Source organism: Psychroflexus curvus, assembly GCF_020164585.1.
In the GTDB taxonomy this organism is placed as follows: Bacteria; Bacteroidota; Bacteroidia; order Flavobacteriales; family Flavobacteriaceae; genus Psychroflexus; species Psychroflexus curvus.
Window position 1 is genome coordinate 361,250 of the sequence record NZ_JAIQZF010000001.1, and the last position, 17,452, is coordinate 378,701.

Here is a 17,452-nt window from a genome sequence, read left to right on the forward strand (position 1 = left end):
AAATATTCTTTTTAACTAACATTTTGACAGTTTTAATGAAAATTAATAAAAGATAACGATACAATCAAGATGAACTAGAAGGACTGAAAATGAAAAAGCTCGAATCCTAAAATTCAAGCTTTTTTTACTATAAACGAAAACTAATTCAAATGACTTAAAATCTAAATTCAAAACCTCCATAGACACCAAAAGGATGGCCAGGTCTTAATCCAGCGGGAACTCTAGCTACTTCATATTCATTATCTAATACATTAATAAGATTTGAGGTTAAACTTAAATTCTTATTGAGGTGATATTTTACAGAGAGGTCAACTAGAAAATTGCTTCCTACTTTCTCGTTGGCAGGAATACTTCCTGAACCCGCCTGTGTTCTGAATTCTCCTCTATATCTAGCATTGGCATGGGCCTCAAATTTAGTGGCAATGAAACTCAATCCTATATTGAACTGATGTCTTGAGAGGTATGGAACTTCATCTCCATTTTCTACTGTTCCCCAAATTCCAACATTACTATCGAATGAATTTTGGAAAGTAGCATCGGTAAACGTGTAGGCTATTGTAAGGGGTAAGCTAAAATTTGAATTACTCTTCAAGAAATCATACCCTGCTTGTGCCTCAATTCCAGCTACATTTACCTCACCAGCGTTAAACTGATCTAATGTTCCAACACCACCAGATGCTGCAAAATCACTCCCTAGCAAGTTGCTGTAGTCATTATAGAAACCTACGACTTCTCCAGATAGACCGTTATGGTTGAAACGAGTTCCCAATTCGTAGTTCACGCTCTGCTCAGAACTTTCTTCTGGGCGAGTTCCTCCAGGGGAGAATCCCTTGTGAATACCTCCAAACAAAGAGAATTCTCTATTCAGTTTATAATTTGCTCCTATACCTGGTATAAATTCATTGGTTTCATTAGACCTTGATGAAAGATCAGACCCCGTCCTATTTACATCGTTTTTGCCATAATCATTTCTTTCCAATTTTATATTTTCATACCGAATCCCCGGAGTAATGGTAAGTTTTCCATATTTCAATTTATATAAGACATGAGCTGCAAAAGCATTAGCATCGGTTATTCGGTTTGAATCTGTCCCTGGAACACCAGCATTTACTAAATTCATATTGCCATCTATCATGTTATAACCGTCTTTCCATTGAAATCTATCTTCTTCATCTTGGTGTAATCTTAATCCAACTTCAATATCATGATATACATCACCTGTTAAGAAATGATAATCTGCTTTGGTTTGGATGCCCTGAGAGTAATATGCTCTATTGTTGTTTTTTAAATTTAAAGCAGATCCTGCAAAATCTTGTGAACCATTTGCTATCCCAAATAAGAGAGGAAAATCACCTGGATTATCAAGAAGATTTGCAATACTTGTGGATTGTCCATTTGCAGAAACATCGTTCAATTTATACCAATTTCTTTTAAAATCGTTTCGATAAGCAGTAGTTGTTACCCTAAAATAATCCGAAAAATTTGCCGTGTGCGTTAACATGAATTGGGTATGATCTGTACTCATCAGATCCTTTTGCGAACCTGCATAGCGTCTGAAAGGGGTTTTTCTGAAATCCTCGTTGGTTAAGCCGAGATAAGTTTCATCCGACTCTTCATCAGAATATTGAAATTTGAAGTCTAAGGACTGTTGAACACTAGCTTCAGGATTTGTGTTGACTCTGAACTTAGCAACTAAATCATTCATTTCGAATCCCGTGTTACCACCCTTATCCAGATTTTTAAAACCATCAGACTGTCTTCTGTTATATTCGACCATATAACCAAAGTTTTTGAAGGAGTCACCCACATTGGCATATCCGTTGAATGTACTGTAAGAACCGTAACTGGCACGTGCATTTGCTTTAAAGGTTGATGGAATTTCTGTTGAAACAAAATTAATAGCACCACCTGTGGTATTTGGTCCGTATTGAATTTGGCTACTTCCCTTCAAAACTTCAACTGCTTGCATCCTATTGATATTCGGGAAATAATAAGCAGCAGAAGCACTGTAAGGCGCCGGAGCCATTAGAATTCCATCTTCCATGATGTTTATTTTAGAAGAACGCTCTGGAGATGTTCCTCTCAAACTTATGTTTGGTCTTAAACCAAAACCATCTTCTTCATAAATGTTTACCCCTGGAACCTGGCCTAAAACCCTATTGATATCAAAATAATTTTGTTGTTCCAGCTCTTGTTTAGATAGGAAATAGGCAGAACCTGTCCGGTTTCTAGCTTCAAATTTGCTGCCTAAAAGTTTGTTAGCTATAATAGTAACTTCCATTAAATCTTGAATGGAATCATTTGCTATCGGCTTTTGATTTTGAGCTGTTAAAAATCCTGTACTTAGAAATAACAAACTAGCTGTAATGCGCTTTAAATTCATTCTAAATTTATTTAGATTAATTATAATTAAACTTATTTTTGTGCAAAATTAATAGCCAACTTTGAATACCACAAGTTTATTTAGACTTAATTTAAATAAAACTTCTTATGCTTTTGAGAATTTGATAAATAAATTCTATAGTATATTAGTTTTGACTATATTAGAAGTGTCTTATAAGATGTGAATTATGAAAAAAACTTTACTTTTTGTTGTTGTTTTATGTCTATTTTCTTGCAATTCTATTAAAAAAACTCAACGAGCAGTCAATTCTGGAAATTTTATAGAAGCAATTGACAGGTCTATAGAACAGCTTCAAAAAAACAAACAAAATAATAAGAGCGGAACCTACGCAAGCTTACTCAAACAGTCTTTTGAAAAATACAGAGCGTCTACTTTAGAGCGAATAAACTTTCTGGAGAAAGAAACACTAAACGACAATTCAAAGTCTATTTATGAGTCTTATGTCAGACTTCAAAGTATTCAAAATAGAATTAAACCTTTATCACCACTTCAGAATGAAGAAGGGGAAACCATTGCTTTTGAATTCTATGATTTTAGTGAAAACATAATTGTTGAAAAAGAAAATTATGCCGATTACCTGTACCAAAAAGCTACTGATCTTTTAAGCACTAATAATAAAATCGATAGCCGCATAGCTTATAATAGTTTTGTAGAGCTAGAAAATTTGGATCCAGAATATAAAAACGTATCGGATTTAAAAAGAGAGGCTTATCTGAAGGGAATTGATTTTATTTTGATTTCATTATTTAATGATACAGAACAAATAATTCCTCTTAAGGTAGAGGAGAGGATACTCAACTTTACGGCCTATAACTTAGATGATTTCTGGACAGAATACCACGTTGATCCTCGAGAAAACGTGTCTTATGATTATTCTGTGGAGGTTCATTTTACTTCAATTCAGTTTTCTCCGGAACGCCTTTTTGAAAGGCAAATCACTTTACAAAGAGAAATAGTAGATGGTTGGAGATACAGGAAAGATAGAAATGGAGAGTTCATTTTAGACGAAAAAGGCAATAAAATCAGGGAAGATGTTCTTGTGAAAGCAAGTGGTATTTTATATGAAACTGTTCAGTCTAAGGAAGTTGTGGTTATGGCTGAAGTGGATTACTTCGACCTGAATTCAGATCAAAAAATAAACTCTTATCCTTTAGAAAGTTCTTTTGCTTTTGAAAATAAATTCGCAGATTTTGAAGGAGACAGAAGAGTTTTAAACAAAGATGAAGCCTTTCTGTTAAGAGGAAGTCCAGTGGAGTACCCGTCTGATGAAAAAATGCTTATCGATGCTTCTGAAGACATGAAATCTAAATTGAAATCCATTCTTAACCAACAACAGTCTAATTAATCTTCAATAAACTGCTGATAATGTTCATACCTTTTAAAAATCTCTCTTACGTAGTTGAAGGGTTCTTCTCCTCTTACGTAACCATATTTGATGAATGGTTTGTTATAATGCTCGGGGAAACTCAGGTCAAGCAAAGCAAGTTCAACATTGTTATCCCAAACTAAAGGGTCCAAGCCTTGTTTTTCGGCTAGTTTTTGAGCGTCTTTCACATGATAAAGACCACTGTTATACGAACCTAATGCAAATTTTATCTGTTGAACACTATCTTTAATATTTTTGTGGCTTTGCATCATTTGATCTAAATATTTGGCTCCAGCTTTTAAACTTTGGTTTGGATTGTAAGGGTCTGTAACTCCAAGTTCTCTTGCCGTTGCAGGCATTATCTGCATTAAACCACTAGCACCAGCCCAGGAATCTCTATTTGGTTTGAATTGTGATTCTTGGTAAGCAACAGAAGCTAATAACTTCCAGTCCCAATTGATAATATCTGCGTTCTTTTTGATAATGTCATCATAAGGGCTAATCTTATTTTCATTTATGCTATAAAAATCACTCTTCACTCTTTTTTTATAAAGTCTTTTGTTTTTGAAATACTTGTTATAAATGACATGGTAGTCTGTGGTTTTTTTTGCATTCTCTAACCATTGATTCACGTTGGCCAGTAGCTGAGTATCCCTTTTCCTTACGGCCCATCCTATTCGTTGAGATAAACTCAAAGATGTACTGATATCTAATATGGGATAATAGGAAGAATTGATAAAAGCAATATTTTCATCTGCAATGGTATATTTAATATCACCATCTGCAACCATTTTAATGATTTTATCAGTTGATAAAGTGCCTTCAAGTGTGTCTATAACGATTTCACCCCCCAATTCATTAGATAAATTTTTGACACGTGAGGCGTATGAAGAATTTTGTTTCACTGAAATAGTATCTCCAATAAGTTCTACAGGATTGGTTACCAGGTAATTTTTGATCTCGTGTAATTTCATCCGTCTCCAGTTCTCAGGTTTTCTTTGTATTAAAACTTGATGTGATAAGTAGAGTGGTGTTGTAAAATTAATGCGTTTTTTTCTAGATTCGGTTATGGTATACCCATAGGCTAAAAGGTCACCTTCCCCTTTCTGTAGGAGTTCAATAAGTTTGTTTTCGTCTTTGGCGACTATCATTTCAAGCTCTACATCCAGATCACTGGCAAGTCTTTCCAATAATTCATATTCGAACCCCATAGGTCTACCCTTATATAAAAAATAGGTAGTTCCAGAGTATATGGTGAGTGCTTTTAAAACACCGCTTTCTTTTATTTCATCTAAATCTCTGGAAAATCTTTTTGCGTTTTCATCGACTTCTTTATCTTGAGTTGGTTTAGACTGACAGCTCAAAATAATAATCGATAATAAGAGTAGGATTTTTTTCATATTGGTATATAATAATTTTCAATATAGTAATTACTTTGATGCATCAAAGTAATTTCTTAATGTTTTGAAAATAAAAAAGCCAGACACAGCTGACTTTTAAATTATAAGGGTTTGATAATAAATCACTTAATCTTAGTCGTCGTCTTCATTGTCGCTTTGAGGTAAATCCACATAATTCATGTCCATTTCATCAGTTTCAAAGTCTTCCACGTCAAATTTGGTCATTGTATCTTCTAATCTCGTACTAATCTTTACAAGGTAAGTCGTATCTTCAGTCTTTACCTCTACAGCTTCTACAGTTTCATTTTTTGAATTTTTAAAAACCAAAACATCCCGATCATCGTATCCATCAGGGTATTTTTGAACAAGCATTGAAAGTATTTCGGGGGTAAGTTTTTTGTAATCGATGATGATACGTTTCATTCTAAATTGAGTTAGGTTTTAACAAACATAAAATAAAAGTGAACATAAAAAAACAAAATCATTTTAAATTAAAGACTCTTTTTAAAACTGCAGTAGAATCGCAATTTTCAAATATTAAACCTAACTTTTGTTCGTCAACTTCACCTTCAACTTGATAGATTTTACAAGGTTTAGCTTCAATGTTACTTTGTTTGAAATTTATATCCCCGGCTTCTAAGATATAGGAAATATAGGAAGTATCTATCTGTTTTTCTTTGAAAAAAACCAGAGCATCCTCAGAAACAACACGTTCCTTATTTCGGATGTCTTTTAAAACTCTGGCATCCAGTCCCCAGTCACAAGAGGTTTTTTTGCCGCCTAAAAAAAACATAAGCATAATTATACCTACGACAAATCCAGACAAATAGTAGCCAAGTCTTTGAATAAATTTCATGAAATAGTTTTAAAAGATAAGTAAATTAGGATCTCTATGGTTGAGATCAAACCATTCTGCAACAGATTTATTAGTCAAAATCCCATGGTAAAAGTAAAGTCCGTTTCTTAGTCCGGCATCAATTCTTAAGGCAGGTTCCAACCCTCCTTCTTCTCCTACATGAAGCAGATAAGGAGTGAAAATATTACTTATGGATAAAGAGGCTGTTCTGGAATATCTAGAGGGTATATTGGGCACACAATAGTGAATTACGTCATGTCTTACAAAAGTAGGACTGTCGTGAGTGGTCATCTCAGAAGATTCTATGCAACCACCCATATCTATACTTACATCAATGATGACAGCACCTTTTTTCATTTTTTTCACCATTTCTTCAGAAATTATGACAGGAGCTCTGTTATTTCCCTTTGCAGCACCTATCACTACATCTGCTCTTTTCAGCGCTTTAAGTAAAATCTTTGGTTGCAAAGTAGATGTAAACAGAGGTTGTCCCATATTGCTTTGTAAGCAGCGTAATTTTGTTAGAGAACTATCAAATATTTTTACCCCTGCGCCAAGACCTAAAGCACTTCTAGTAGCAAATTCACCAACTGTTCCGGCTCCAAGAATGACAATTTCTACAGGAGGAACTCCACTTATATTTCCAAGCATGAGTCCGTTTCCTCCAGACATATTCGATAAAAGCTCTGCTGCAATTAAAATGGAAGACGTCCCAGCGATTTCACTCAAGGCCCTCACTGCAGGATAACCACCAAACTCATCTTTAATAAATTCAAAAGCAAGAGCTGTAATTCTTTTTTTTGCAAGAGTTTCGAAATATGATTTTTTTCGTGTTTTTAATTGTAAAGCTGAAATTAATATAGCTTGAGGCTTTATCATTTCTAGCTCATCTTCAGAAGGAGGGGCAACTTTCAGAATAATAGGACAAGCAAAAACCTTACTTGTATCTTTAGTCACTTCTCCACCAGCTTCGCTATAATCTTTATCGCTAAAGTTAGCTTGCAAACCAGCATTGCTTTCAATTAAAACTCTGTGACCGTTTTGTGTTAGAGCATTAACAGCATCTGGAGTAAGGCAAACTCGTTTTTCCTGATAGGAGGTTTCTTTAGGAAGACCTATAAACAATTGTCCTTTAGAACGCTGAATCTCAAGCATTTCTTCTTGTGGAAGTAATTCAGAAGCAGAAAATGGTGAATTTGCAGAATGTGAATTCATTGAAATAATTAGTTAAGCGAAAATAATTAAAATAAATCGGAAAGCCTTCTTATTCATTTAAAACTCATTCAAAGTCAAAGAACGAGACTGATTCTCATTTACTTCAAGTTTGACGTGACTGTAATGTTCCGGCCAAAGATTAGAAATTTTTTCCGGCCATTCTATAAATACATAGTGAGAATCGTCAAGATAATCTTCGAATCCCATATCATAAGCTTCGGTCTCATCTTCTATTCTATAAAAATCAAAATGATAAATGGCTGAGTTTTCACCTTCATATTCATTTACCAGTGAAAAAGTAGGGCTGGACACTTGATGGTGACTACCCAATTTTTTAACGAGTTCCTTGATAAGAGTCGTTTTCCCACTTCCCATTTCACCCGAAAATAAAATGTATTTTGACTTCGCCTGTTCTAGGATTTCGGAGGCAATACGCTCAAGATTTTCTAGTTTATAATTTAATTTCATTAGTTTATTTAGGTTCCATCACCACAAAAGGGATGATCATCTCTTCCAAAGATATGCCTCCGTGTTGGTATGAGTTTCTATAATAGTTTACGTAATAATTATAATTATTGGGATAAGCCAGAAAATAATTTTCTTTGGCAAAAATAAAAGAACTCGACATATTGATGCTTGGCAATTGAATTTTTTTAGGATCCTTTGCGACAACCACATCTTTCTCATTGTAAGTAAGGCTTTTACCTGTTTTGTATCTCAAGTTCAAACTTGTGTTTTTGTCTCCAACGACTTTGGATGGGTGTTTTACATTGATGGTGCCATGGTCTGTGGTCATTATCAATTTAAAACCTAAACCTTGTGCTTGCTGGATAATATCCAGCAATGGGGAGTTTTTAAACCAGCTTTGAGTTAAAGATCTGTAGGATTTATCGTTGGAAGCCAATTCTTTAATCACTTCCAATTCAGTTTTGGAATGAGACAGCATATCTACAAAATTATAGACCAGTACAGTCAAGTCATTGTCTTTCTGGCTTCTGAAATTTTCAGCCAATTTTTTACCTTTTGAAACAGTAGTTATTTTGTGGTATTGAAATTTGTAATCCTTTCCGAGTCTGCTAAGCTGGGATTCTAAAAACTCCTTTTCGTACTGATTTTTCCCGCCTTCATCGGTGTCATTTAACCAATATTCTGGATAAAGCTTTTCCATGTCTGCCGGAGTCAAACCAGAGAATAGAGCATTTCTAGCATATTGAGTTGCCGTTGGTAAAATACTGAAATACGGTTCTTCCCTGCTTTTTTTATAATGATTGTTTATTGTAGATTCAAAAGATTTCCACTGGTCATATCTTAAATTATCCACTACAACTAAAAGGGTTGGCTGCTTTTTGGACAATTCTGGTAATATTCTAGACTTAAAAAGCGTGTGAGATAGAGTGGGAGCGTCAGCGTTTTTCTCAAACCAGGTGGGGTAATTCTTATCTATAAATTTACAGAATTGAATATTGGCTTCATTCTTTTGAGATTCAAGAATTTGAAACATTCCACTGTCTTCAACGGTTTCTAGCTCTAGCTCCCAGTAAATTAATTTTAAATATAAGTCTATCCATTCCTGGTAGGAGTTTACGTTGGTTAATTCCATTGAGATCTTTCTAAACTCCTGCTGATAATTTAAAGTTGTTTTTTCCGAGATTAATCTAGTATGGTCTAGATTCTTCTTTAGGCTTAGAAGAATTTGATTGGGATTGACAGGTTTTATGAGGTAGTCTGCAATTTTAGAGCCTATGGCTTCTTCCATGATATACTCTTCTTCGCTTTTGGTAATCATAATGACAGGCAAGTCACTTCGGATGGCTTTCAATTCGTTTAGAGTTTCCAAACCTGTAAGACCAGGCATGTTTTCATCTAAAAAAACAATGTCAAAATTGGTTTTGACAACTTCATCTATAGCTTCAGTACCACTTTGGCAGGTTGTTACTTCATAAGATTTTTTCTCTAAAAACAAAATATGAGGCTTCAGTAGATCAATCTCATCATCCACCCAAAGTACTTTTATCTTTGACATATATAGCTGTATATTTGTTTTTTAAAAAAGAATTGAATTGAATCAAAGAAACAAACTTAAAATAATAAATGATCCAATTTATGGATTTATTACCATTCCGAGTCCTTTAATTTTTGACCTTATAGAACATCCTTACTTTCAAAGGTTAAGACGAATTACTCAGATGGGATTGTCTCATTTGGTTTATCCGGGAGCAAACCATACCAGGTTTCATCATGCATTGGGCTGCCTTCATCTCATGAAAAAAACGCTGGACATTTTAAAATCAAAAGGGATCGAAATTTCTGATGAAGAGGAAGAAGCGGTTCTTATTGCGATTTTGCTTCACGATATAGGTCACGGCCCATTTTCTCATGCGTTGGAGCATTCTATTGTTAGTGATTTGTCTCATGAATATCTATCCTTAGAATTTATGAATAAATTGAATTCAGAATTTAACGGACAATTGGATTTAGCTATTGACATCTTCAGAGGAAATCACAAAAAGAAATTTCTTTGTCAACTCATATCAAGTCAATTGGATATAGATCGACTCGATTACCTTAAGCGGGACAGTTTTTATACGGGTGTAGCTGAGGGGAACATCAATAGTGAACGACTTATCAATATGCTGAATGTAGTTGATAATGAACTTGTGGTGGAAGAAAAAGGGATTTATTCAATAGAAAAATTTCTTGTCGCCAGAAGACTGATGTACTGGCAGGTGTATTTACACAAAACAAGCCTATGTGCCGAGCAAATCCTTATTAAATTACTGCGTAGAGCAAAATTGGTTTTTGAAACGACTCAGGAAAGCATTGAAAATTCAACTTTAAATTATTTTTTAAGACATAAAATTGATTCAGAAAACTTTGATGATATCACTTTAGAGTTATTTTCAAAATTGGATGATTATGACATTATTTCGGCTTTAAAAGTATGGCAGTATCATGAGGATTTCGTGTTGAGTAAACTAAGTCAAATGATCCTAAACAGGGACTTACTAAAAATTAAGTTAAGAAATGAACCTATTAATCCAAGTAAACTCGAAGAATATTTGAAAAAAGTTCAGCAGAGTTTTAATATCTCTGAAGCTGAAGCTAATTATTTTGTTTTTGACGGTTCTACCTCAAACCTTGCTTATCAGCCTGATAAAGAACACATTAATATGTGGTTTAAAAATGGAGAAATAAAAGATGTTTCTTCAGCCTCAGACCAATTGAACCTAAAGGCGCTTTCAAAGACAGTTATCAAATATTACATATGTTATCCAAAATCCTATAATTAACCGTTTTTTTCTATTTTTGCCACGATGAAATTTACAGCTCAACAAATAGCAGACATACTAGATGGAGTTATCGAGGGTAACCCCGATACCGAAGTCGATAAGCTTTCTAAAATAGAGGAAGGCCAGAAAGGTTCACTTACTTTTTTATCCAATCCTAAATACACTTCGTATATTTATGAAACTGAGGCTAGTATATGTATAGTCAATAAAAGTTTTAAGAACAATCAGCCTTTATCTACTACTTTGATCAAGGTAGAAGATTCTTACGAGGCTTTTTCAAAATTACTTGAAGTTTACAATCAAATTAAGCTAGACAAAAAAGGAATAGAAACCCCAAGTTCAATATCAGATTCGGCTAAACTTGGAGAAGAACCTTATATAGGAGCTTTTGCTTACATAGGAGAGAATGTTGTCATAGGTGACAAAGCAAAAATTTATCCAAACGTTTACATAGGAGACAATGTGACTATAGGGGACCATGTCACCATATTTGCGGGAAGTAAAATTTATTCTGAAACACAAATAGGGAGTCATTGCACATTTCATAGCGGTGTCATTATTGGTGCGGATGGATTTGGATTTTCACCTTCAGATAATGGTGAATACTCAAAAATCCCACAAATAGGAAACGTTATTGTAGAGGATTACGTGGATATTGGTGCCGCTACGACTATAGACAGAGCCACTTTAGGTTCCACTATTATAAGGAAAGGAGTAAAGCTGGACAATCAAATTCAAATAGCTCACAATGTAGAGATAGGCGAACATACTGCAATAGCTGCACAAACGGGTATTGCCGGATCTACCAAAATAGGAAAAAATTGTCTTATTGGCGGGCAAGTGGGGATAGCTGGACATATCAAAATTGGTGATCGCGTCAAAATTCAAGCTCAAACTGGGGTTGGAAGAAATATTAAAGATGACGAAGCTATACAAGGTTCTCCAGCGTTTGGATATAGCGATTTCAATAAATCGTATGTTCATTTCCGAAATTTCCCAAAAATTATCAGCCGCATAGACACTATTGAAAAACAACTTTCCAAGAATGAAAATCACTAATCAAACCACCATAAAAAAAGAAGTTACTCTTCAGGGAGTTGGACTTCATACTGGTCAAAATGTTACCCTTACTTTTAAACCAACACCTACAAACCATGGGCTCGCCTTTAAAAGAACAGACCTGGAAGGGGAACCTGTCATTCCAGCAGATGCTGCTTTAGTTACCAATACCGATAGAGGAACAAGTCTTGAAAAGAACGGGGTTGTTATTCAAACTTCAGAGCATGTGCTTGCAGCCTGTGTTGGCTTAGGCATCGATAATGTACTTTTGGAACTGGATGCTTCAGAACCTCCAATTATGGATGGTTCATCTAAGTTTTTTGTAGAAGCTTTGGAGGAAGCTGGTATAGAAGAACAGGATGCTCCCAGAGATGAATTTATTGTCGGGGAAGTCATTTCTTTTAAAGATGAAGAAACTGGATCCGAAATTATTGTTATGCCAGCTGATGAGTATCAGGTGACTACAATGGTAGATTTTGGCACAAAAGTATTAGGAACACAGAATGCCTACCTTAATAAAATGAGTGATTTCAAAAAGGAAATTGCTGATTCAAGAACATTTAGTTTTTTGCATGAGCTGGAAGCTATGCTTGCTAATGGTCTTATAAAAGGTGGCGATCTCAACAATGCCATTGTTTATGTTGATAAAGAACTATCACCTGAAACAATGGAAAGATTGCAGGAGGCCTTTGGTAAAAATGAAATCTCAGTAAAACCCAACGGAATTTTAGATAACCTTACGCTTCATTATCCAAACGAAGCTGCTAGACATAAATTATTAGACGTTATTGGAGATTTAGCATTGGTAGGAACACATATTAGAGGTAAAGTTATTGCAAATAAGCCCGGGCATTCCATCAACACTCAGTTTGCTAAAAAGCTTGCTAAAATCATTAAACTTGAAAAACGAAATAAGGTTCCTAAGTTTGATATTAACAAGCCTCCACTTTACGATGTGACGGAAATTATGAATAGACTTCCTCACAGACCACCATTTTTGCTTGTAGATAAAATTTTTGAATTGACAGATAAGTCGGTGATCGGGACAAAAAACGTGACCATGAATGAACCTTTTTTTGTAGGTCATTTTCCTGGTAAACCAGTCATGCCTGGTGTGCTTCAGATTGAAGCCATGGCTCAAACCGGAGGTATTTTGGCTTTAAGCACTGTAGAAGATCCTGAAAACTATTTAACTTACTTTATCAAAATAGATAATGTTAAGTTTAAGCAACAAGTGGTTCCAGGAGATACACTTATCTTTAAATTGGAGCTTATAACTCCTATTCGCCGTGGAATTTGTCATATGCAAGGTTATGCTTATGCAAATGATAAATTAGCTTGTGAGGCTGAACTCATGGCACAAATTGTAAAAACTAAATAATATGAATCAACCTCTAGCATACGTTCACCCAGGTGCAAAAATCGCCAAAAATGTTGTGATAGAACCATTTACAACAATTCATAATAATGTTGAAATCGGAGAGGGAACCTGGATTGGTTCCAATGTTACCATAATGGAAGGGGCTCGTATTGGTAAAAACGTAAGCATATTTCCCGGAGCGGTCATTTCTGCCGTTCCACAAGATAAAAAGTTCGAAGACGAAGATACTATTACCGAAATTGGTGATAATACAACGATAAGAGAATGTGTAACCATCAACAGAGGGACTAGCGATAAAATGAAGACCAAAATAGGTAAAAACTGTTGGATCATGGCCTATTGCCACATTGCTCACGATTGCATTGTTGGGGATAATTGTGTGTTTTCCAACAATAGTACACTCGCAGGTCACATCGTAGTTGGTAATCATGCTGTTCTTGCTGGTATGGCTGCTGTACAACAGTTTTGTAGTATTGGTCGTCACGCCTTTATTACTGGCGGATCTCTGGTAAGAAAAGACGTTCCCCCATTTGTAAAAGCGGGTAGAGAACCTTTATCCTATGTTGGTATAAATTCAGTGGGATTGAGAAGAAGAGGTTTCGATACCGATAAAATAAGAGAGATTCAGAATATCTATAGAATTCTTTATCAAAAAAATTACAATAATAGTCAGGCAGTTTCCATTATTGAAGCTGAAATGGAGGCCACTTCAGAACGAGACGAAATACTTCAGTTTATAAAAGATTCTCAGAGAGGAATCATGAAAGGATATTTTTCAAACTAAAAAATTATGGCAACAACAAGCGACATTAGAAATGGATTGTGCATAAGATACAATCATGATATATTTAAAGTAACTGAGTTTTTACACGTGAAACCCGGTAAAGGACCGGCTTTTGTGAGAACAAAACTAAAAAGTGTAACCACTGGTAAAGTGATAGACAACACCTTTTCGGCAGGTCACAAAATTGATGAAGTAAGAGTCGAAACTCACAAATATCAGTTTTTATACCAGGAAGGAGAATTTTATCACTTCATGCATGTAGAAGACTTCACACAAATCCGACTTCTTGAAGCTGCTTTGGACATGCCTAATTTATTAAAAGAAGGTGAAGTGGTTACTATTTTAATCAATACAGAAGACAATCTGCCATTGTCAGTAGACATGCCTCCTCACGTGGTTTTGGAAGTGACTCAAACTGAACCTGGCCTTAAAGGAAATACCGCTACCAATGCAACAAAACCTGCTACACTCGAAACCGGCGCAGAAGTCAATGTTCCTTTATTTATCAATGAAGGGGATAAAGTAAAGGTTGAAACAGAAAAAGGGACTTACAAGGAGCGAATCAAAGAATAAGTTAAGTTAAATGAAGTTTCCACAACCACAAAGTCTCAAACAGATTTCTCGGCTCATCAATACTGAATTTGTAGGTCAACCAGATTTTGAAATTTTAGGAATCAATGAAATTCATGTCGTAGAACACGGTGATATTGTATTTGTAGATCATCCTAAATATTATGATAAAGCTTTAGAGTCGAAGGCTAGTGTGGTACTCATTAATAAAAAAGTGGATTGCCCTGAAGGAAAAGCACTTTTGATTTCAAAGGATCCCTTCACCGATTTTAATAAGATTACCGCTCATTTCTCTCCTTTTGAACCTGCTAGTCAGCCCATATCAACTTCAGCAAAAATTGGAGAACATACAATTATCCAACCCAATGTTTTTATTGGAAATCATGTAAAAATTGGAGATAACTGTATCATTCACAGCAATGTTTCTATTTATGATGGTGTAGAAATTGGTGACAATGTTCAAATCCATTCAGGAACTGTTCTTGGTGCAGATGCGTTTTATTATAAAAACCGTCCTGCACAACATGATAAACTTCTTTCTGGCGGTAGCATTAAAATTGGAAATGACGTAGAAATCGGTGCGCTTTGTACTATAGATAAGGGTGTGTCAGGTGTCACTACCATAGGAGAAGGTACCAAAATTGATAACCATGTTCAGGTTGGTCACGATACGGTGATTGGAAAAAAATGTCTTATCGCCTCACAAACCGGTATTGCCGGCTGTGTAGTAATTAAAGACGAAGTGACAATTTGGGGGCAGGTTGGTATTGCAAGTGGACTGACCATTGAAAAAGGAGTTATTATTTATGCTCAATCAGGGATTAGCAAGAATTTAAAACCCAATACCACTTATTTTGGAACGCCGGCAGATGACATCAAAAAGAAATACAGGGAACTGGCCTACATAAATCGAATACCAGAAATCATCAAAAAATTAAAAAATTTATGAGTAAAAGTAATAAAGAATTGGTCAAAAATTTTTTTACTTCAAAATATTATAAAAATTCAACTGAATTTGAAAAATATATACATCCAGACCTCAAGATAGACTGGAGTAGCAGCAAGGGTTTTTTTCAATTTGACTATGATAAATTCAAGTCAATGTCTCAGGAAATGGGTAAATCGTTTGAAAACATGTCACCAGAATTTTCTCATCTTATAGAAGAGGATAATAAGGTTTGCGCACGATTTACTTACAACGTTGAAACCATGGAATCTCAAGATTTGATCGGTTTAGCAGATTTTTTTAGCATTTGGGAGATAAAAAACAATCAACTTTTTAAAGGTCATATTATGTCTCAACCTATTGACGATGGCTTGGATGGCATTTTATCCTTTATTAATGACCACAATTAGACAATTAAATACTTAATTATTTTTAAGGCTCGTCTTAAAAAATTACTTTTGTTCAACATAAATTAAACAAACTTATGAGCGTTTTAGTCAATAAAAATTCAAAAATAATTGTTCAGGGATTTACAGGGAGCGAGGGTTCTTTCCACGCTGAACAAATGATAGATTACGGAACTAATATCGTTGGTGGTGTTACTCCAGGAAAAGGAGGGACTAAACATCTCGGTAAGCCGGTTTTCAATACAGTTTCTGATGCTGTAGAAAAGGTAGGTGCGGATACAACTATCATTTTTGTACCACCTGCTTTTGCTGCAGACGCCATCATGGAAGCTGCAGACGCCGGCATCAAAGTAATCATAACCATTACTGAAGGTATTCCTGTTAAAGACATGATTAAGGCTTCAAACTACATTAAAAGAAAAGACTGTAGATTAATTGGCCCTAACTGTCCTGGTGTGATTACTCCAGATGAAGCTAAAGTTGGTATTATGCCAGGTTTTGTTTTCAAAAAAGGAACGGTTGGTATTGTCTCTAAATCTGGAACATTGACTTATGAAGCTGCAGACCAGGTGGTGAAAGAAGGTTTTGGAATTACAACAGCTATCGGAATAGGAGGAGATCCTATTATTGGAACTACGACTAAAGATGCCGTAGAAATGCTTGTTGGAGATCCAGATACGGAATGTGTAGTGATGATAGGAGAAATTGGTGGACAGCTAGAAGCTGAAGCTGCTAAGTGGTATAAAGAAAGCGGAAGTAAAAAACCTGTCATTGGTTTTATCGCTGGTGAAACAGCTCCTGCTGGAAGAACAATGGGACATGCTGGTGCTATTGTAGGCGGAAGTGAAGATACCGCTCAGGCAAAGAAAAAAATCTTAAAAGATTCTGGAATTCACGTAGTGGATTCTCCTGCTGAAATTGGTAAAAAAGTAGCAGAAGTTTTATCTAAATAATACTAGTATACAAAAGCCTTTGTTTATAAAACAAGGGCTTTTTTTATATTTAAACTTAAAGCTTTATGAAATTACTCGACTCGAAAAATGTAATTATCACTGGCGGTAGCCGTGGAATTGGTAAAGGAATTGCAGAAGTTTTTGCAAAACACGGCGCCAATGTAGCCTTTACCTATAACTCGTCTGAAAGCTCTGCTCAGGAACTAGAGGACCACCTTAAAACATTTGGCGTTAATGCAAAAGCCTACCAGTCTGATGCTTCAGATTTTGACCAGGCTCAAAAACTAGCAGATGACATCATCAAAGACTTTGGAAGCATAGATGTGTTGATCAACAATGCAGGAATAACCAAGGATAATTTGTTGATGAGAATGAGTGAAGATGATTTTGATAAAGTGATCAAAGTAAACTTAAACTCTGTTTTCAACCTGACTAAAGCTGTTTTAAGACCCATGTTAAAGCAAAGACACGGGAGCATTATCAACATAAGTTCTGTTGTTGGCATTAAAGGAAACGCTGGTCAGGCCAATTATTCTGCTTCCAAAGCCGGTATTATTGGATTCTCTAAATCTGTAGCTTTAGAATTGGGTTCCAGAAATATCAGGTCCAACGTAGTGGCTCCAGGTTTTATAGAAACTGAAATGACAGAAAAGCTTGATGAAAAGACCGTAGAAGGTTGGCGACAAGCTATTCCGTTAAAACGGGGAGGACAGCCCGAGGATATTGCCAATGCCTGCGTTTTCCTCGCCAGTGACATGAGTTCTTACATTACAGGACAAACCTTAAGCGTAGATGGTGGCATGTTAACCTAACCAATAATG

At 35.4% G+C, this 17,452-nt stretch carries 17 protein-coding genes; 10 read left to right on the forward strand and 7 right to left on the reverse strand.

Annotation, left to right across the window (positions count from 1 at the left end):
- Window positions 1-154 precede the first annotated feature (154 nt).
- Window positions 155-2,383, reverse strand: a complete 2,229-nt coding sequence (locus LB450_RS01515) for a TonB-dependent receptor family protein (protein WP_224486080.1) — start codon at window positions 2,381-2,383, stop codon at window positions 155-157.
- A 187-nt stretch (window positions 2,384-2,570) separates the two neighbouring features.
- Between LB450_RS01515 and LB450_RS01520 the strand changes: the two genes are divergently transcribed.
- On the forward strand, window positions 2,571-3,749 hold the full coding sequence (locus tag LB450_RS01520) for a hypothetical protein (protein WP_224486081.1): 1,179 nt from the start codon (window positions 2,571-2,573) through the stop codon (window positions 3,747-3,749).
- Here LB450_RS01520 and LB450_RS01525 read toward each other — a convergent pair.
- The 6 genes from LB450_RS01525 to porX all read right to left on the reverse strand — a co-directional run bounded on the left by LB450_RS01525 (window position 3,746) and on the right by porX (window position 9,264).
- Window positions 3,746-5,170 (reverse strand): MltF family protein, encoded by a 1,425-nt coding sequence (locus tag LB450_RS01525; protein WP_224486082.1) that lies wholly within the window; start codon window positions 5,168-5,170, stop codon window positions 3,746-3,748. The two genes, LB450_RS01520 and LB450_RS01525, sit on opposite strands and share 4 nt — an antisense overlap.
- Window positions 5,171-5,302: 132 nt before the next feature.
- Window positions 5,303-5,593, reverse strand: coding sequence for a hypothetical protein (locus LB450_RS01530; protein WP_224486083.1), 291 nt, complete (start codon window positions 5,591-5,593; stop codon window positions 5,303-5,305).
- Between the two features lie 58 nt (window positions 5,594-5,651).
- Window positions 5,652-6,026, reverse strand: coding sequence for a DUF4258 domain-containing protein (locus tag LB450_RS01535; protein ID WP_224486084.1), 375 nt, complete (start codon window positions 6,024-6,026; stop codon window positions 5,652-5,654).
- Between the two features lie 9 nt (window positions 6,027-6,035).
- Window positions 6,036-7,241, reverse strand: a complete 1,206-nt coding sequence (locus LB450_RS01540) for an alanine dehydrogenase (RefSeq protein ID WP_224486085.1) — start codon at window positions 7,239-7,241, stop codon at window positions 6,036-6,038.
- 57 nt (window positions 7,242-7,298) lie between these two features.
- Entirely contained in the window at window positions 7,299-7,709 is a 411-nt protein-coding gene (gene tsaE / locus LB450_RS01545) for a tRNA (adenosine(37)-N6)-threonylcarbamoyltransferase complex ATPase subunit type 1 TsaE (RefSeq protein ID WP_224486086.1), read from the reverse strand.
- A 4-nt stretch (window positions 7,710-7,713) separates the two neighbouring features.
- Window positions 7,714-9,264, reverse strand: coding sequence for a T9SS response regulator signal transducer PorX (gene porX / locus LB450_RS01550; protein ID WP_224486087.1), 1,551 nt, complete (start codon window positions 9,262-9,264; stop codon window positions 7,714-7,716).
- A gap of 37 nt (window positions 9,265-9,301) precedes the next feature.
- On the opposite strand from porX, the gene LB450_RS01555 reads away from it, so the two are divergent.
- The 9 genes from LB450_RS01555 (at window position 9,302) to fabG (ending at window position 17,443) form a co-directional block, all read left to right on the forward strand.
- The gene (locus tag LB450_RS01555) at window positions 9,302-10,531 is read left to right on the forward strand and encodes an HD domain-containing protein (RefSeq protein ID WP_224486088.1); all 1,230 of its coding nucleotides are present in this window, start codon (window positions 9,302-9,304) and stop codon (window positions 10,529-10,531) included.
- Between the two features lie 24 nt (window positions 10,532-10,555).
- Window positions 10,556-11,590, forward strand: a complete 1,035-nt coding sequence (gene lpxD, locus LB450_RS01560; protein ID WP_224486089.1) for a UDP-3-O-(3-hydroxymyristoyl)glucosamine N-acyltransferase — start codon at window positions 10,556-10,558, stop codon at window positions 11,588-11,590.
- Entirely contained in the window at window positions 11,577-12,971 is a 1,395-nt protein-coding gene (locus tag LB450_RS01565) for a bifunctional UDP-3-O-[3-hydroxymyristoyl] N-acetylglucosamine deacetylase/3-hydroxyacyl-ACP dehydratase (RefSeq protein WP_224486090.1), read from the forward strand. Before lpxD ends, LB450_RS01565 begins: the two co-directional genes overlap by 14 nt.
- A gap of 1 nt (window position 12,972) precedes the next feature.
- Entirely contained in the window at window positions 12,973-13,755 is a 783-nt protein-coding gene (gene lpxA / locus LB450_RS01570) for an acyl-ACP--UDP-N-acetylglucosamine O-acyltransferase (RefSeq protein WP_224486091.1), read from the forward strand.
- 6 nt (window positions 13,756-13,761) lie between these two features.
- Window positions 13,762-14,328 (forward strand): elongation factor P, encoded by a 567-nt coding sequence (gene efp, locus LB450_RS01575; RefSeq protein ID WP_224486092.1) that lies wholly within the window; start codon window positions 13,762-13,764, stop codon window positions 14,326-14,328.
- Between the two features lie 10 nt (window positions 14,329-14,338).
- Window positions 14,339-15,274, forward strand: a complete 936-nt coding sequence (locus tag LB450_RS01580) for a UDP-3-O-(3-hydroxymyristoyl)glucosamine N-acyltransferase (protein ID WP_224486093.1) — start codon at window positions 14,339-14,341, stop codon at window positions 15,272-15,274.
- Complete coding sequence (locus LB450_RS01585) at window positions 15,271-15,681, forward strand: hypothetical protein (RefSeq protein WP_224486094.1); 411 nt, start codon at window positions 15,271-15,273, stop codon at window positions 15,679-15,681. Before LB450_RS01580 ends, LB450_RS01585 begins: the two co-directional genes overlap by 4 nt.
- A gap of 74 nt (window positions 15,682-15,755) precedes the next feature.
- Window positions 15,756-16,631: a succinate--CoA ligase subunit alpha gene (sucD, locus tag LB450_RS01590; protein ID WP_224486095.1), complete on the forward strand. Its 876-nt coding sequence runs from the start codon at window positions 15,756-15,758 to the stop codon at window positions 16,629-16,631.
- Window positions 16,632-16,696: 65 nt separating this feature from the next.
- Entirely contained in the window at window positions 16,697-17,443 is a 747-nt protein-coding gene (gene fabG, locus LB450_RS01595) for a 3-oxoacyl-[acyl-carrier-protein] reductase (RefSeq protein WP_224486096.1), read from the forward strand.
- Window positions 17,444-17,452 lie beyond the last annotated feature (9 nt).

Bases quoted from the DNA above. Each gene is read 5' to 3' on its own strand.
- LB450_RS01515 (WP_224486080.1), bottom strand. From the start codon at position 2,383: ATGAATTTAAAGCGCATTACAGCTAGTTTGTTATTTCTAAGTACAGGA.
- LB450_RS01520 (WP_224486081.1), top strand. From the start codon at position 2,571: ATGAAAAAAACTTTACTTTTTGTTGTTGTTTTATGTCTATTTTCTTGC.
- LB450_RS01525 (WP_224486082.1), bottom strand. From the start codon at position 5,170: ATGAAAAAAATCCTACTCTTATTATCGATTATTATTTTGAGCTGTCAG.
- LB450_RS01530 (WP_224486083.1), bottom strand. From the start codon at position 5,593: ATGAAACGTATCATCATCGATTACAAAAAACTTACCCCCGAAATACTT.
- LB450_RS01535 (WP_224486084.1), bottom strand. From the start codon at position 6,026: ATGAAATTTATTCAAAGACTTGGCTACTATTTGTCTGGATTTGTCGTA.
- LB450_RS01540 (WP_224486085.1), bottom strand. From the start codon at position 7,241: ATGAATTCACATTCTGCAAATTCACCATTTTCTGCTTCTGAATTACTT.
- tsaE (WP_224486086.1), bottom strand. From the start codon at position 7,709: ATGAAATTAAATTATAAACTAGAAAATCTTGAGCGTATTGCCTCCGAA.
- porX (WP_224486087.1), bottom strand. From the start codon at position 9,264: ATGTCAAAGATAAAAGTACTTTGGGTGGATGATGAGATTGATCTACTG.
- lpxD (WP_224486089.1), top strand. From the start codon at position 10,556: ATGAAATTTACAGCTCAACAAATAGCAGACATACTAGATGGAGTTATC.
- LB450_RS01565 (WP_224486090.1), top strand. From the start codon at position 11,577: ATGAAAATCACTAATCAAACCACCATAAAAAAAGAAGTTACTCTTCAG.
- lpxA (WP_224486091.1), top strand. From the start codon at position 12,973: ATGAATCAACCTCTAGCATACGTTCACCCAGGTGCAAAAATCGCCAAA.
- efp (WP_224486092.1), top strand. From the start codon at position 13,762: ATGGCAACAACAAGCGACATTAGAAATGGATTGTGCATAAGATACAAT.
- LB450_RS01580 (WP_224486093.1), top strand. From the start codon at position 14,339: ATGAAGTTTCCACAACCACAAAGTCTCAAACAGATTTCTCGGCTCATC.
- LB450_RS01585 (WP_224486094.1), top strand. From the start codon at position 15,271: ATGAGTAAAAGTAATAAAGAATTGGTCAAAAATTTTTTTACTTCAAAA.
- sucD (WP_224486095.1), top strand. From the start codon at position 15,756: ATGAGCGTTTTAGTCAATAAAAATTCAAAAATAATTGTTCAGGGATTT.
- fabG (WP_224486096.1), top strand. From the start codon at position 16,697: ATGAAATTACTCGACTCGAAAAATGTAATTATCACTGGCGGTAGCCGT.